The sequence below is a fragment of the Methylorubrum populi genome, assembly GCF_002355515.1.
GTDB classification, from domain to species: domain Bacteria; phylum Pseudomonadota; class Alphaproteobacteria; order Rhizobiales; family Beijerinckiaceae; genus Methylobacterium; species Methylobacterium populi_A.
The window spans coordinates 4,847,970-4,863,436 of sequence record NZ_AP014809.1; the positions used below are offsets into that span (position 1 = coordinate 4,847,970).

A 15,467-nucleotide genomic window follows, 5' to 3' on the forward strand; every position below is an offset into this window, starting at 1 on the left:
GGCTATCGCCCCGGGCCCCGCATCTGATGCGCGGCTTGGCCCGGGGCGTCGGCGTCTTGGAAACGGATCAGCCGTCGAGGCCGGAGCGCAGGCTCGCCATGGCGGCGAGCACGCCGCCGCGCTGGTGCGGCACGCCGGCCGCCGCCAGCCCCATCTCGACGCCGGACAGGGCGCCCATCAGGGTCAGGTCGTTGGTCTCGCCGAGATGGCCGATGCGGAAGATCTTGTCGGAGAGCTTCGACAGCCCGGCGCCGAGCGACATGTCGAACTTCTCGAGCACCAGGGCGCGGAAGGCGTCCGCGCCCTTGCCCTCGGGCATCATCACTGCGGTGAGCACCGGCGAGTACTCGTCCGGGTTCCGGCACAGCACTTCGAGTCCCCAGGCCTCGACCGCGGCGCGGGTCGCGGCGGCGAGCCGCTGGTGGCGGGCGAAGACGTTGTCGAGCCCCTCCTCCAGCATCATCGCCACCGCCTCGCGCAGGCCGTAGAGCAGGTTGGTGGCGGGCGTGTAGGGGAAGTAGCCGTTGGCGTTGGGCTTCAGCATCTCCTCCCAGTCCCAGTAGGAGCGGGGAAGGTTGTTGGACCGGCCCGCCGCCCGCGCCTTGTCCGAGATCGCGGTGAAGCCGAGGCCCGGCGGCAGCATCAGCCCCTTCTGCGAGCCGCTGACGGTGACGTCGACGCCCCACTCGTCGTGGCGGTAATCGACCGAGCCGAGCGAGGAGATGGTGTCGACCAGAAGCAGGGCCGGGTGGCCGGCGGCATCGATCGCCTCGCGGATCGCCGGGATGCGGCTCGTCACGCCGGTGGAGGTCTCGTTGTGGACCACCATCACCGCCTTGAAGGTGTGGCCGCGATCCTCCGCGAGCTTGGCCTCGACCTGGGCCGGATCGACGCCGTGGCGCCAGTCGCCGGGCACGAACTCGACCTCGATGCCCCAGCGCGCCGCCATCTGCCGCCACAGGGTGGCGAAGTGGCCGGTCTCGAACATCAGCACTCGGTCGCCGGAGGAGAGCGTGTTGACGATCGTCGCCTCCCAGGCCCCCGTGCCCGAGCCCGGATAGATCACCACCGGACCCTTGGTGCGGAAGATGGTGCGGCAGCCCTCGAGCACCTCGCGTCCGAGCGCGCCGAATTCCGGCCCGCGGTGGTCGATCACCTGCCGGTCCATGGCGCGCAGCACACGCTCGGGCACCGGGCTCGGCCCCGGGATGTGCAGGAAGTGTCGTCCGGTGCGGCTCGTCATGGTTCCTCCCGTTCGGCCGGATGCCGGGCGTTTCACGCTGCGCCCGATCGTTTCATCCCGCCAGATTTGCATTCATTTTTGATTGAGACAAGAAGTATCATGCCTTCAATCATCCCATCGACGGCGATCGAGCCCGCTGCTACCAATCCGTCATGACCTCCGCCACGATTCCCGCCGTGATACACGCCGAAGGCGAATCGGGGGGCGCGGACCGTCCGATCCCCCTCCCCGCCGGGCGTTCGGCCGGATCGCCCGCCAAACCCCGGGAAAACCTCGTGCATTCCCTTCACGACGAGGTGTTGGCACGACTGCGCGACTTCATCGTCGAGGGCAATCTGGCGCCCGGCGCCCGGGTGCCCGAGCGCCTCCTGTGCGAGCGCTTCGGCATCTCGCGCACCCCCCTGCGCGAGGCCCTGAAGGTGCTGGCCTCGGAGGGGCTGATAGACCTGCTGCCGAACCGCGGCGCCCGGGTCCGCCGGATCGGTGAGCGGGAGATCGTCGAGCTGTTCGACGTGATGGGCGGGTTGGAGTCCCTGGCCGGTCGGCTCGCCTGCGAGCGCATCTCGAGCGAGGCCTATGCCGAGATCGAACGGCTCCACCACGACATGTACGGCCACTACCTGCGGCGCGACCTGCACGGCTACTTCACCTGCAACCAGGCGATCCACGACCGCATCGTGCAGGCGGCCGACAACGCGGCCCTGAGCGCCGCCTACGCGAGCTTCGCGGGGCGCCTGCGGCGGGCGCGCTACTCGGCCAATCTCGACGCCAACCGGGACCGCTGGGGCGAGGCGATGCGCGAGCATGAGGAGATCCTCGACGCCCTGCGCCGCCGGGCCGGGGCGGAACTCAGCGACATCCTGTTCCGCCACCTGCGCAACAAGCGGAAGGCCGCCGCCGATCGCGAGGCCGCGGCGCCGGCCCTCGGCGAGATCGTCGTCGGCGAGAGTGCCTGACGCCCGCATCTCCATCATTTTTGAATGCATCTTGCGCGACCGAACGGCTCGTTTATGCCCCGCTTCGCTGCCAATCTGAGCCTTCTGTTCATGGAGGTGCCGCTGCTCGATCGGTTCGCGGCGGCCCGCGCCGCCGGGTTCGCGGCGGTGGAGATGCAGTTTCCCTATGCCGAGGCGAAGGCGGCGCTGGCCGCGCGCCTCACCGAGACCGGCCTGCCGCTGGTGCTGCACAACCTGCCCCCCGGCGACTGGGCCGCGGGCGAGCGCGGCATCGCCGCCCTGCCCGGCCGTGAGGCCGAATTCCGCGACGGGGTGGCGCGGGCGATCGACTATGCCGGGGCGCTCGGATGCCGGCAGCTCAACTGCCTCGCCGGCCTCGCGCCGCCGGAGGTCGAGCCGGCCCGCCTTCGCGCGACGCTCACCGAGAATCTCGCCTACGCCGCCGATGCGCTGGGCCGTGCGGGCATCCGCCTGTTGATCGAGCCGATCAACGACCGCGACATGCCGGGCTTCGTCCTGAACCGCCTCGCGGACTCGGCGGCGGTGATCGAGGCGGTGGGGTCCGACAACCTGTTCATCCAGGCCGATCTCTACCACATGGCGACAATGGGCGAGGACCTTGCGGGGAGCCTCGAAGGCCATCGCGCCCGCATCGCCCATGTCCAGATTGCCGACGCCCCCGGCCGCCACGAGCCCGGCACCGGCCGCATCGATTTCTCCGCCGCCTTCGCGACCCTCGACCGCCTCGGCTACGACGGGTTCATCGGCTGCGAATACCTGCCCGCCTCCGGCACCGCGGCGGGGCTCGGCTGGATGACGGCCTATCGCTGAAGATTGTGTGATCCCAAAGGGATCATCCCTTCGGCGGGGCGCCGGGGCAGAGCCCCGGCTTGTCTCCAGGGCTCTGCCCTGGACCCGCGAAAGGACTCGTCCTTTCGAAACCTGCGATCAGAAGATCGGCATGCCGCCGGCGACGGTGATCAGCGCGCCGGAGGTGTAGCTGCTCTCTTCCGCTGCCAGCATGACGTAGGCCGAGGCGAGCTCGGCCGGCTGGCCGGGGCGGTTGAACGGCACCTGGCTGCCGAAGGTCTTCACCGCATCCTCGCTCATCCCGGCGGGGATGAACGGGGTCCAGATCGGGCCCGGCAGCACGCCGTTCACGCGGATGCCGGTCTCGGCGAGCAGCTGCGCGAGGCCGAGCACCATGTTGCTGAGCGCCCCCTTGGTGGCGCTGTAGGCGAACAGGGTCGGCACCGGGTGCTTGGAATTGACCGAGGAGGTGAAGATCACCGAGGCGCCGGGCTTGAGATGCGCCAGCGCCGCCTTGGTGGCGTAGAACGGGCCGAAGATGTTGGTCCGGAAGTGCTTTTCGAACACGTCGTCGTCGATGTCCGCGACCCCCTGGTTCGGCTGCTGGAAGGCGGCGTTGTTCACCAGGATGTCGAGCCGGCCGAACTCCTTCGCCGTGCGCTCGACGATTTCGCGGGCATAGGCCGGGTCCTTGATGTCGCCGGGAAGCAGCAGGGCGCGCCGGCCCGCCTTCTCGATCCAGTTGCCGACCGTCTCCGCATCCTTCTGCTCGTCGGGCAGGTAGGCGATCGCCACGTCGGCGCCCTCGCGGGCATAGGCGATCGCCACCGCCCTCCCGATGCCGCTGTCGCCGCCCGTCACAAGGGCGGCCTTGCCCGTGAGGTTGCCGGAGCCCTTGTAGCTCTCCTCGCCGTGGTCGGGCTCGGGCGCCATCTGAGCCGTCTTGCCGGGGAAGCTCTGGGGCTGCGTCTCGAAGGGCGGGCGCGGGTACTTCGTCAGCGGATCGGTCATCACGGCTCCTTTTGGGGATTGCCGCGACAACCGCAGGCGAGGGCCGCCGTTCCGAAGGGCGACGCCGGGCCGCGCTCAGCGCCCCGGCGTCAGGGCCGCGTCGAGCACGCGGGCGACGTGGATCGCGTCGCGGCCGAGGCCGTCGTGGATCTGGTGGCGGCAACTCGTGCCGTCAGCCACCACGAGGTCGTCGGCGGAGGCCTTGCGCAAGGCCGGGAACAGCGACAGCTCGGCCATGGCGAAGGAGACGTCGATCGTGTCCCGGCCGTAGCCGAAGGCGCCAGCCATGCCGCAGCAGCTCGATTCAATGACCCGCACATCGAGCCCCGGCACCGCGCGCAGCACCGTCTCCACCGACCCCATCGCCCCGAACGACTTCTGGTGGCAATGGCCGTGCAGATGGGCGACCCGGCCGCCCTGGTCGGCGAGCGGAAGCGTGATCCGGCCGGCCGCGAGGTCGGCGGCAAGAAGTTCTTCGAAGAGGAAAGCCTTGCTCGCGAGCTCGTCCGCCTCCTCGCGCGGCAGCAACGACAGGAACTCGTCGCGGAAGGTGAGGAGGCAGGAGGGCTCGAGGCCGACCACCCGGGCGCCGGCCCGCACGAAGGGCAGGAGCGTGTCCAGCGTCCGCCGGGCCTCCTCCCGCGCCCGGTCGGTCTGGCCGGAGGCGAGATAGGTGCGGCCGCAGCAGAGCGGACGGCGGCCCTTGTGGGCGACGACGCGGTGCAGGCGATAGCCGGCGGCCCGCAGCACCCGCTCGGCGGCTTCCAGATTCTCGCGCTCGAAGGCGCGGTTGAAGGTGTCGCCGAACAGGATGAGGTCGCGGAAATCGCCCATCACGTCCTCCGGATGGGCGACCTCGCCGCTCTCGCGCCAGGGCCGGCGCCATTCCGGCAGGGAGCGGCGGGCGGAGAAGCCGGCCCATTGCTCGCCGAACCGGGCGAGCGCCGGATAGCGGTTGCGCAGGTTCAGCAGCGGCGCCAGCGCCGCGGCCACGCCGGCATAGCGCGGCATCTCGGCCACCAGCCGCTCCTTGAGCGGCAGGCCGTGCCGGGCGTGGTAGTGGTGCAGGAACTCGACCTTCATCTTGGCCATGTCGACGCCGGTCGGGCATTCCCGGCGGCAGGCCTTGCACGACACGCACAGGTCCATCGTGCGCTTCATCTCGGGGCTCGTGAAGGCATCCTTGCCGAGCTGACCCGAGATCGCCAGCCGCAGGGAGTTGGCGCGGCCGCGGGTGAGGTGCTGCTCGTCCTTGGTGGCGCGGTAGGAGGGGCACATGGCGCCGCCTGCGAGCTTCCGGCAGGTGCCGTTGTTGTTGCACATCTCGACCGCCGGGCCGAAGCCGCCCCAATCCGACCAGTCCAGCGCGGTCTTCACCGGGGCGCTCACCGCGTAGTCGGGCGCGAAGCGCATCAGGGTGCGGTCGTCCATCTTCAGCGGGCGGACGATCTTGTTGGGGTTCAGGCGGTTCTCGGGGTCGAAGCCGTCCTTCACCGTCTCGAAGGCGCGGGTGAGTTTTGCGCCGAACAGCGGCTCCACGAATTCGGAGCGCGAGATGCCGTCGCCGTGCTCGCCCGAGTATGAGCCCTTGTGGCGGCGCACCAGCTCCGCGGTCTCCTCGGCGATGGCGCGCATCTTCCGGACGTCGCCGCCCTTCTTCATGTCGAGGATCGGGCGCACGTGCAGGCAACCGACGGAGGCGTGGGCATACCACGTGCCGCGGGTGCCGTGCCGCGTGAACACCTCGGTGACCGCGTCGGTGTAGTCGGCCAGATGGTCGAGGGGGACGGCGCAATCCTCGATGAAGGAGACCGGTTTGGCGTCCCCCTTCATCGACATCATGATGTTGAGGCAGGCCTCGCGCACCTCCCACACCGCCTTCTGGCGGTTGGGCTCCACCACCTCGACCACCGCGTCGGGAAAGCCGTGATCGGCCATGCACTGGTCGAGGCGCTTCAGGTCTTGCTTGAGCGCGGCGAGGTCGTCGCCGGCGAACTCGGCCAGCAGCAGGCAGTTCGGCTGGCCCCGGGTGATGTCGGCCAGCGTCGTGCGGAACAGCGGGATGTCGGCGCCGAGCACGAGTACGTTGTTGTCGACGAGTTCGACCGCCACGGGGTCGAGAGCCACGATGTGGCGCGTGGTCTCCATCGCCGCGCGGAACGAGGGGAAGTGGCACACGCCCATGACGCGGTGGGCCGGCAGGCGCGAGAGCTTCAGCGTCACCGTGGTGGTGGCGGCAAGCGTCCCCTCCGAACCGACGAGGAGATGGGCGAGGTTCGGCCGCGGCTCGACCAGGGAGTCGAGGTTGTAGCCGCCGACCCGCCGCTGCACCCGCGGGTACATCCTCTCGATCTCGTCGCGGTTCTCGGCGGCGAGCGCCAGCATGCGCCGGGCGAGGTCGTCCGCCCGCGCCCCACCCGTCACCGCGCTCGCCTCGTTGCCGGTCAGCCCGAAGCCGAAGGCGGCGCCGTCGTGGAACAGCGCCTCCATGGCCAGCACGTTGTCGCTCATCTTGCCGTAGCGCAGCGAGCGGGCGCCGCAGGAATTGTTGCCGGCCATGCCGCCGATGGTGCAGCGGGTGGCGGTCGAGGGCTCGACGGGGAAGAACCAGCCGTCCGCCCTCAGCCGGGCGTTGAGGCGCTCCAGCACGTGTCCGGGCTCGACGGTGACGGTGCCGCCCTCCGCGTCGTAGGCGACGACGCCGTTGAAGTGGCGCGAGCAATCGACCACGAGGCCGGCGCCGATCGGCTGGCCGTTCTGCGAGGTGCCGCCGCCGCGCATGATCACGGGCAGGTCGAACTGGGCCGCCACCCTCAGGGTCGCGGCGATGTCGGCGGCGCTCCTGGGAAACACCACGCCCGCCGGCATGATCTGGTAGATCGAGGCGTCGGTCGCGTATCGCCCGCGGGTGAAGGTGTCGAAGCGGGCCTCGCCCTCTAGGACCTCGGCGAGCTTGCGCGGCAGCCCGGCATCGTTGCGGGCCTTCGCCCGCGCGGTCGGAGCCGGTGCCTCGGCCGGTTTCGCGCTCGCGCCCGGATTCGCGCTCAAGTGGAACCTCCCTCCCCGCGCCGCACCCTGGACAGGCGTTCGGCTTTTTTGAATTCATAATTCGCGCGAAGGGGCGGGTCAAACGCGGCAGCGTCGCGGGGCGCATCACGTGATCTGGAATGTAAAGCGATCTGCAATGACCCTGTCGCGGCGCGGCTTCCACGCGTCGTGCCGGCCGGGTCACACGACGAAGCGGCCGCCGAGGGGATCGGTGGCCGCTCGGCTGTATAGATGGAACCGGAGGGTCTACAGCGCGATCCGCTGCGGGATCGTCTCCTGAGGGCCGTGCCGCTCGGCCAGGACGGGAACGGGCTCGGGCAGCAGGATCGGCCGCTTGGGCAGGGCGCGCGGCGGCTGGAGGGTGGGGCCGTCGCGCAGGAGGATCGGGTGCGGCTCCGGCGCCGGCACCACCGGAGCCGGCCGCGGCGTGGCGGGCCGCAGCTGGCTGCGCTCCATGAAGTCCCGCATCAGCGGCACGATGTCGGCGCGGAAGCGCGAGCCGTTGAAGATGCCGTAATGCCCGGCGCCCGGCTGCATGTGGTAGCTCTTGGCCGCCTCGGGCAAATTGACGGCGAGATCGAGCGCGGCTCTCGTCTGGCCGAGGCCGGTGATGTCGTCCTTCTCGCCCTCCACCGCCATCAGATGGCAGCGGCGGATCGCGCCGAGATCGACCGGCTCGCCGCGATGGCGCAGGGTGCCGCGGGGCAGGTCGTGACCGATGAAGACCCGCTCGATCGTCTCGAGGTAGAATTCGGCGGTGAGGTCCATCACCGCGAGATACTCGTCGTAGAAGGCCCGGTGGCGGGCGGCCGAGTCGCCGTCGCCGCGCACGAGATGGTCGAACATCGCGTGGTGGGCGTCCCGGTGCCGCTCAAGGTTCATCCCCATGAAGCCGGCAAGCTGCAGGAAGCCCGGATAGACCGCGCGTCCCGCGCCTGGATAGCCGGGCGGCACGGTGTGGATGCAGTGCCGCTCGAACCAGGCGAAGCCCTTCTCCTGGGCGAGAACGTTGACGGCGGTGGGCGAGCGGCGGGTATCGACCGGCCCGCCCATCAGCACGGCCGAGCGCGGCACGAGCGGGTGATCCTCCGCCTCCATCCGGGCGATGGCGGCGAGCACCGGCACCGAGGGCTGGCACACGGCCGCGACGTGCAGGTCCGGCCCCAGCGCCGCGAACAGGTCGATGCAGGTGTCGATGTAGTCGTCGAGCCCGAACCGGCCGGCGCGCGCCGGCACCTGGCGGGCATCGGTCCAATCGGTGATGAAGACCTGATGGCTGTCGAGGAAGGCCTCGACCGTGCCGCGCAGCAGCGTGGCGTAATGGCCCGACATCGGCGCGACGATCAGGAGCTTCGGCTTGGCGTCCAGCGCCGCGGAGGGCTCGCCGAAGGCGATCACGCGGCAGAAGGGGCGCTCCCAGACGATCCGCTCGCTCACGCCGAGCCCGAAGGCGGGCTTGGCATAGACGCGGGTGGCGCGCTCGAACATCTCGCAGCCGGCGGCCACGGTGCGGCTGTGGGGGGCGTAGGCGAGAGGATTGAACGGGTTCTCGCAGGCAAGCCGGGTGGCTTCCGCCGCCAGGCGCATCGGTGCGAGCATGAGATGGCCAGCCTCATAAAGAGGGTACAGCATGCGAGCGCTTCCCTGGAGCAGCTCGCTTGACCCAAGCTGTCCTTTTCTTGCGTTGGTGGAAGGTGCAACTCGCGGGCCCGAGAAAAGGTTTCGTTTGTACAAGATCCCCCTGTTGATGGCGCCGCCCGAGCTTGAGGATGGACTGGCAAAAAACGGAAGAGCCCGCCGCCCTCGATTGCCTTGAGCCGTGAGGGTCATCGCGGGCGCACACGCGACATTCACTCGACATTGCGCGTTACGTGACATTGCGAGTTGCGCGAGGGTGACAGGCGGAACAGGCGGCCCGCATCATCGCGGACCGACTTGTCTAACGGGGCCGACGGCTTTTGCCGCGAAAGCGCGGTTTCAAACCGCTCCCGGTCGATGGGTTCGGTTCGATCCCTGCAGCCGTCCTTCCGGGGTGCCGAAGGCGGACCCGGAATCCACGATGACCCCTGACGTGGCCGTGTTTCCCGCATCCCGGGTGGAATTCGGGGACCGCTCCGCGGCCCGGGATGACGGGCCGCGGCCCCGACGCGATCGCGCGGAAGTCGTTTCAGGTGTTGGCCTGGGTGATGAACTTCGTCACGAGATACGCCTCGATCGCCTCCGCGCCGCCCTCGCTGCCGTAGCCGGAATCCTTGACGCCGCCGAAGGGCGTCTCGGGGAGTGCGATGCCGTGATGGTTGATCGAGATCATGCCGGACTCGACCCCCTCGCCCACTCGGTTCGCCCGGGTGGCCGAGCGCGTGTAGGCGTAGGCCGCGAGCCCGTAGGGCAGACGATTGGCCTCAGCGAACGCCTCCTCGTCCGCCGCGAAGCGCCGGATCGCCGCGATCGGCCCGAACGGCTCCTCGTTCATGATGCGCGCATCGAGCGGTACGTCGGCGAAGACGGTGGGCTCGAAGAAATGGCCGCGGTTACCGATGCGGCTGCCGCCGGTGAGGAGCCGTGCCCCCTTCGCCTCGGCATCGGCCACGAAGGCTTCCATCGCCTCGACCCGGCGGCCGTGGACGAGGGGACCCATCTGCGTCGCGGGATCGAGACCGTCGCCGACCTTGAGCGCCTTCGAGGCCGCGACGAACCCGTCGACGAAGCGGTCGTACACCCGGTCTTGCACGAGGAAACGGGTCGGGGCGACGCAGACCTGCCCGGCATTGCGGTACTTGTTGGCGGCGAGCACCCGCACCGCTGTGTCGACATCGGCATCGTCGAACACGATCGCCGGGGCGTGGCCGCCGAGTTCCATCGTCGCCCGCTTCATGTGCTGGCCGGCGAGCGCCGCGAGTTGCTTGCCGATTGCGGTCGAGCCGGTGAAGGTGATCTTGCGGATCACCGGGTGCGGGATGAGGTAGCCGGAGATCTCGGCCGGATCGCCGTAGACCAGGGCGAGCGCGTCGCCCGGCACGCCGGCGTCGAGGAAGGCGCGCACCAGTTCGGCGCAGGAGGCCGGGGTGTCCTCGGGCCCCTTGAGGATGACCGGGCAGCCGGTGCAGAGCGCCGCCGAGAGTTTGCGCACCGCCTGATTGATCGGGAAGTTCCACGGCGTGAAGGCCGCCACCGGCCCGACCGGCTCGCGGGTGACGATCTGGAGCACGCCCTCGGCGCGGGCCGGGATGACCCGGCCGTAGGCGCGGCGCCCCTCTTCCGCGAACCACTCGATGATGTCGGCGGCGACGCCGGTCTCGATGCGCGACTCGGCCAGCGGCTTGCCCTGTTCGAGGGTCATGGTGCGGGCGATCGCCTCCGCGCGCTCGCGCATCAGGGCGGCTGCCCGGCGCAGCACCTTGGACCGATCGAAGGCGGAGACCTTTCGCCACGCGGCGAAACCGCGCTCGACCGCCTCCAGCGCCTCATCGAGATCGGCCCGCCCGGCGACCGCGACCCGCCCGACCGGTTCACCCGTGGCCGGGTTGAGGATGGACAGGGTCTCGCCGCCGCTGCCGGAGCGCCACCGGCCGGCGATGTGAAGCGAAACGTCGAGGTCCATGAGCCATCTCCGCGGAAGGGACGGCCCTCATATAGGCGCTGCGCGCTCGTTGCGGCACGGTCGGCGGCGATCCGATCGCGCCGTCAGCCGCGGGCTGGACGGCACCGACCGCGCCTACGATGCAACTGCGCTTCCAGACCTTCAGGCCGGCGCCGCTCTGTGTGAAATCGTTGTGTGAAACGGGGTCGATCACCGACCGCCGAAAAGCACCAACTCTTTGCTCCGAAACAGGAAAGAGTTTGGTGCGGCCAAGAGGACTCGAAACATCATTTTACTGTTGTTTCGAAGCTAAAGACGACCTAATTGACCGTACTGTGCGAGAGTTTGGTGCATCCGTCAACCGAACCTAACGCATCGTCCTTTGGAGAATCCGTAGCAACAGTTTTCTGACGGTGAAGCGAGCTTCGGGCCAGTCCTGAGAGACCGTTTCAAGCCGTCCGGATCAACATAGTTTTTCGCTGACAACGAACCATCAACGGCCGACGTCGATCTTGGTAACGATGAAACCTAGATGGGCGGGACCGCCAGAGCGATGTGTGTGTGCCAATCGCTCGCGCGGGAAGCGCAAATTCATGAGCCCAGAACTAAAAGCTCTGTAACTTCCATCCTAGGACGAAAGTGCTTCACCCCAGCAGTCCCACCACTCTCCTATCGCCATGCGTACACGGGACGCAACTCTTTTCTTCTCAGAAGGTGTTTAACGCTGATGCCTGACCAATCAACGAAACCGAGGCGGTCCGAGACATCTTCGAAGCACGACTTGGAAAGTTCGCCAGGCGCGCAGAGTTTAAATAACACCATTCTTTCTTTGATATCGATTTTTTTGTCGGATATGTAGTCGCAAAACATTAGAAATGATTGAGATTCCGAAAATACGGCGTCGGGCCGCGCTAAAATGCGCTCTTTAACCTCTTGTTCCAATTGTTTGATTTCATCATGGAACAAAGTATCATTTCTCAAATAGCAGAACTTAGCAGTTATATAAGAGAAGTATGACAAGTTCGGAGCACGTATGATGCTTTTAAGCGTATCTTGTACATGCTTTGAGTTGAGAAACTCCTCTCCCACAAAATACGATCCGCAGATTAGTAGATTAAATATCTCAATATTGTCAACGCTTCCCAAATGATCTCCCAGTTTCGAGCGCAGCGTTCGTACAATAGAAGTTATTTCTTCCATCATCACATGTCGAATAGTATCAGCTTGTTCCTCCGGCATCTTATCAAAAGTGGAGCTGACAGAGAGTACAATCTGACATATAGAGTATGTTGTGCGAACTCTAGCGTCCATAGCGCAGATGTAAAACGCAACATCGAGTAGCATTGCGACAACATCGCACAGAGCGGTTTGATTTTCGACGAAATCAGGATTTTCTATAAGCTTCACAGCATGCAAAATCGCACGCCTGATGACGGACATAATCCATCCGCTAACATTCGAAAATGAAATTTCATGCTTCGCAACGATGATGCGAATGCTTTTAGATTGAGACCGTATAAATCTAACAGTATCTGGAGCGACTTCCGATGTTTTCTCAATGTCAGATAGTCGACCTTGTATACTGCGAAGTATTGGACCTAATTCATTGCGAGCGAGTGTGATTGCGGATACAAAAGGCCTCTCGCTATCGACCACTTTCCTTTCATTAATGAAGAGTTTATAGGATTCAAGGTGCTTTTTGACAGCAGCTTCAACTTTGCTCAATATAAATTTGTCGTTTGCAAAGATAGCATAGTCATCGACATACCGACGAAGATCGTAGTCCGTACCAGCAAAGATTTTGTCTTGCTTCAATTCGGTTTCAACTCTGCTGTCGACGTCCTGCAATATAATCTCTGCAAATATGCGCGAGAACTCTGGACCTACAACAATGCCATTCGTTTCGTTGTAGTTGCAAATCTGCATCAGCTTATCAAATTCATTCTCAAAGCTATAGTAGTTCCTGTTGTCTTTGGCAAAAGACTTGTCTTTGACTGCCCAGCTTAGAGAATGTGTGTATATGTTGTAGAAGCATTTAGACACGTCGGCCGAGCGATGAAATCTGAACTTTGATTCAAGCCGGATGAACTCTCTTGAATCCATAAACTTTCCGAGCAGATTGTACTTTCCATATACAAAGAATGACGACAAATGTCCGACGTCGGGCTGTCCGTCTTCTCTAAGCGCCTCTACAAGCCCTAATTTGAGCCCTTCGTCCGCTTCAGCAGTGACTACAGCGCCGTAGGGAGATGCAACGTCAGTTGGCCGACGAAGCGAAAATCGGCTGTTCGCACAGTAGTTCAATAAGCTATTAGCATGAATTGTGTAGAATTCTGCGACTGCCATTTGAGCAAGAGGATGCACAATAGACAAAGTTGTGGTTCGAGAGCTGTCTTTCGAAATCGTATAACTATAAGGTATTGTGAATGCCGTGCTTGGCTTGACAACTTTCAAGTATGCCTTCTCCACATCTGCGCTCATAGGTGCGCAGAGGCCAAGATGAAATTTATCGTTCGAGAATATTACTGGAACTTCGTATGGCAATGTATCGGTTAATAGCGCGCGATACTTGACCGACGCGTGCTTATCATTTCGCATTTTGCCACACCGATTTTATTGATCTAAGCCTATCGTAACGTATTTTGATGGACATCCGGCTTGAAAATCCGTGAGGGAAACTCACTTTGCGCAACCGTTCCATCTGCTGATGATTCAGATTTTGTAAGAGATATCGCCGAAACCGATGCCTTTTGTTTCTGATCAAATTGTGATAAAATAAGTTTACTAAAGTCAATTCAGGCGGGGTTTGTTCTTCAGAACCGTCACAGGTGTGAATTCCGCAGTGTCTATAACTATAGTAGATTCCAGAAAGGAAGAAGTCATTGCTTGCGACATAGCTGTTACCAACTCGCCTAAGCCGATAGTTTCCGCTTAAAAATTCCATTCTCTCGCAGAGTAAATTGCCATTCCCAGTTTTGACGAATTCATTAAGGGCAAGTACTATACGTGTCTTCAGCTTAATAGTCTTTTTGTCCGACAAGGTAACTTCAACCTTGCGATGTTTGTTGCTGTCGCAGTAGTCCGATACAATGAACTTATATCCGAGGTACTCTATAGATTTTTTTGAAGTCGATTTCTTATCCTTATTAATAAGCGAGGTAGTTCCAAACTTTTCCGTATTGAAAGTCATCGGCTCGGGCAGAAGCTCACCAATTTTAATCTCTATCTGAGTTGGTTCAATAAAAGTAAAAATCAATATATCATCAGAATAGCGGAAGTACTTATAGACGCCTTCAAGTCCGCGGACTTCCTTGTCAAAACGCTCCATCGCGAGCTCAACAATTGTTGAGCTGAGACCTACGCCGCGCGGAAGCCCGGCAGCTGCTCCATTGCAATGCGTTTCGAAAAAAGATCGAATATAGTGTCTTGTTGTCCTTGGGATCGCTGTGTCATATATAAGTCTTTTCCGAACTTCGTCGATAGGGATAGTTTCATAGAACGACTTTATGTCGCGCCGGATGATGTACATCGGCGTGGATTCTATCAGTGACTCGATCACCCCGTCGACGATAGACTCTCTACTCGGGTTTCTTATCCTAAAGCGGCTCGTTATATGCTTCGCAACTGCGCGAAGCAAGAGATTAGCATTGTAGTTATTATAACTTATGCACCTTCGCCCTTTAATTTTTGACTTGACGAAAGATGTTAAATCAATCTCGCGGCAGGAAGCGCTTTCGGCTATTTCTGTGATAATAGCTTCTCGATCTTTTGCGAGATCAATTTTGAAGCGGGCTGAGTCACCTCTTCGTACTACGCGTTTAAGTGACTTGGCCGATAAGGCATTGCTTAGCGTCATTAGTATCTCGCCTCACGGCTGCGCCGCGTATCGAGCGTTTCGTTCCCGCCGAGCGAATCGGCTTTGTTGCTTCGTTTGGCCACTTAGCCTCTTTCGGTGAACGGATTTAGTTTTTTTGGGGTAAACCCTTACGAGTCACCGCCCCAAGACACCCGCTCATCCGAGGCCGGTGTCTTTTTAGACTCGACATCCGCATTATGAGACGGCATGGTTTGAGGGTCTAGACCCATAAGAGACAATCACGCCATGGCGACCTATGGATATGCAAGGGTCAGTTCGGCCTCACAGTCCCTGACGATCCAACAGGAAGCCCTTCGCGCGTATGGGTGTGAGATCATCAGGGCGGAAACCCATACGGGCACCAAGGTCGAAGGGCGGACGGAGCTTGAGACGTTGCTTCAGTTTGCCAGGGCCGGGGATCGGATCGTCGTGACCCGCATAGATCGCCTTGCACGCTCCATCGCTGACCTATCAGCTATCGTGAAGCGGATGGAATCGATTGGCGTAATCCTCGTCGCCATCGAGCAGCCCATTGAGACGTCCACACCTGCTGGCCGATGCTTCCTACAGATGCTCGGCGTGTTCGCGGAATTCGAGACAGCGATCAGGCGTGAGCGTCAGATGGAGGGTATCGCCAAGGCCAAAGCCGAAGGGGCGTTCAAGGGCCGTAAGCCTTCTATCGACGCAATCCGTGTGAGGGAACTGGCGGCATCGGGCATGGGCGGCACCGCGATCGCCAAGGAACTGCGGGTCAGCCGCGCCTCCGTCTACCGCCTGCTAGGGTCGGATCGGACGAAAGGTGTGGCAACCATTTGACTTGTTGATCGACGCTCGACGGACCCTGCGGCCACGATGTGCAGATCGTGTCATTGGGCAGCGATGACACCGCTGATCCATGTGAAAAGAACACATGGGTCGAAACAGTCTGCTTGATCGCCTCGCCTTGGCCTAACAGCATGTTGC

At 63.1% G+C, this 15,467-nt stretch carries 10 protein-coding genes; 3 read left to right on the plus strand and 7 right to left on the minus strand.

The annotated features are described in order from the left end of the window. Positions 1 to 67: 67 nt before the first annotated feature. Positions 68 to 1,243 (minus strand): pyridoxal-phosphate-dependent aminotransferase family protein, encoded by a 1,176-nt coding sequence (locus MPPM_RS22435; protein ID WP_096486948.1) that lies wholly within the window; start codon positions 1,241 to 1,243, stop codon positions 68 to 70. Between the two features lie 152 nt (positions 1,244 to 1,395). Between MPPM_RS22435 and MPPM_RS22440 the strand changes: the two genes are divergently transcribed. Next, positions 1,396 to 2,199 carry a GntR family transcriptional regulator gene (locus MPPM_RS22440; protein WP_173807938.1) on the plus strand — a complete coding sequence of 268 codons (804 nt, stop codon included), beginning with the start codon at positions 1,396 to 1,398 and terminating at the stop codon, positions 2,197 to 2,199. A gap of 54 nt (positions 2,200 to 2,253) precedes the next feature. Then, a complete protein-coding gene (gene hyi, locus MPPM_RS22445) occupies positions 2,254 to 3,030 on the plus strand; it encodes a hydroxypyruvate isomerase (protein WP_096486949.1) in 777 nt (258 codons plus the stop codon). A gap of 117 nt (positions 3,031 to 3,147) precedes the next feature. Here the strand turns inward: hyi and MPPM_RS22450 are convergent, their stop codons facing one another. The 6 genes from MPPM_RS22450 to drt3a all read right to left on the minus strand — a co-directional run bounded on the left by MPPM_RS22450 (position 3,148) and on the right by drt3a (position 14,504). After that, a complete protein-coding gene (locus MPPM_RS22450; RefSeq protein ID WP_096486950.1) occupies positions 3,148 to 4,020 on the minus strand; it encodes an SDR family oxidoreductase in 873 nt (290 codons plus the stop codon). A gap of 75 nt (positions 4,021 to 4,095) precedes the next feature. After that, positions 4,096 to 7,068: an FAD-binding and (Fe-S)-binding domain-containing protein gene (locus MPPM_RS22455; RefSeq protein ID WP_096486951.1), complete on the minus strand. Its 2,973-nt coding sequence runs from the start codon at positions 7,066 to 7,068 to the stop codon at positions 4,096 to 4,098. Between the two features lie 246 nt (positions 7,069 to 7,314). After that, entirely contained in the window at positions 7,315 to 8,700 is a 1,386-nt protein-coding gene (locus MPPM_RS22460) for a polyhydroxyalkanoate depolymerase (RefSeq protein WP_096486952.1), read from the minus strand. Between the two features lie 535 nt (positions 8,701 to 9,235). Then, complete coding sequence (locus tag MPPM_RS22465) at positions 9,236 to 10,669, minus strand: NAD-dependent succinate-semialdehyde dehydrogenase (protein ID WP_096486953.1); 1,434 nt, start codon at positions 10,667 to 10,669, stop codon at positions 9,236 to 9,238. A gap of 648 nt (positions 10,670 to 11,317) precedes the next feature. Next, positions 11,318 to 13,246: an antiviral reverse transcriptase Drt3b gene (drt3b, locus tag MPPM_RS22470; protein ID WP_096486954.1), complete on the minus strand. Its 1,929-nt coding sequence runs from the start codon at positions 13,244 to 13,246 to the stop codon at positions 11,318 to 11,320. After that, positions 13,236 to 14,504, minus strand: a complete 1,269-nt coding sequence (gene drt3a / locus MPPM_RS22475) for an antiviral reverse transcriptase Drt3a (protein WP_096486955.1) — start codon at positions 14,502 to 14,504, stop codon at positions 13,236 to 13,238. The genes drt3b and drt3a overlap by 11 nt, the downstream gene beginning before the upstream one ends. Before the next feature lie 246 nt (positions 14,505 to 14,750). Between drt3a and MPPM_RS22480 the strand changes: the two genes are divergently transcribed. Continuing rightward, positions 14,751 to 15,320 carry a recombinase family protein gene (locus tag MPPM_RS22480; RefSeq protein ID WP_096486956.1) on the plus strand — a complete coding sequence of 190 codons (570 nt, stop codon included), beginning with the start codon at positions 14,751 to 14,753 and terminating at the stop codon, positions 15,318 to 15,320. Positions 15,321 to 15,467: the final 147 nt, after the last annotated feature.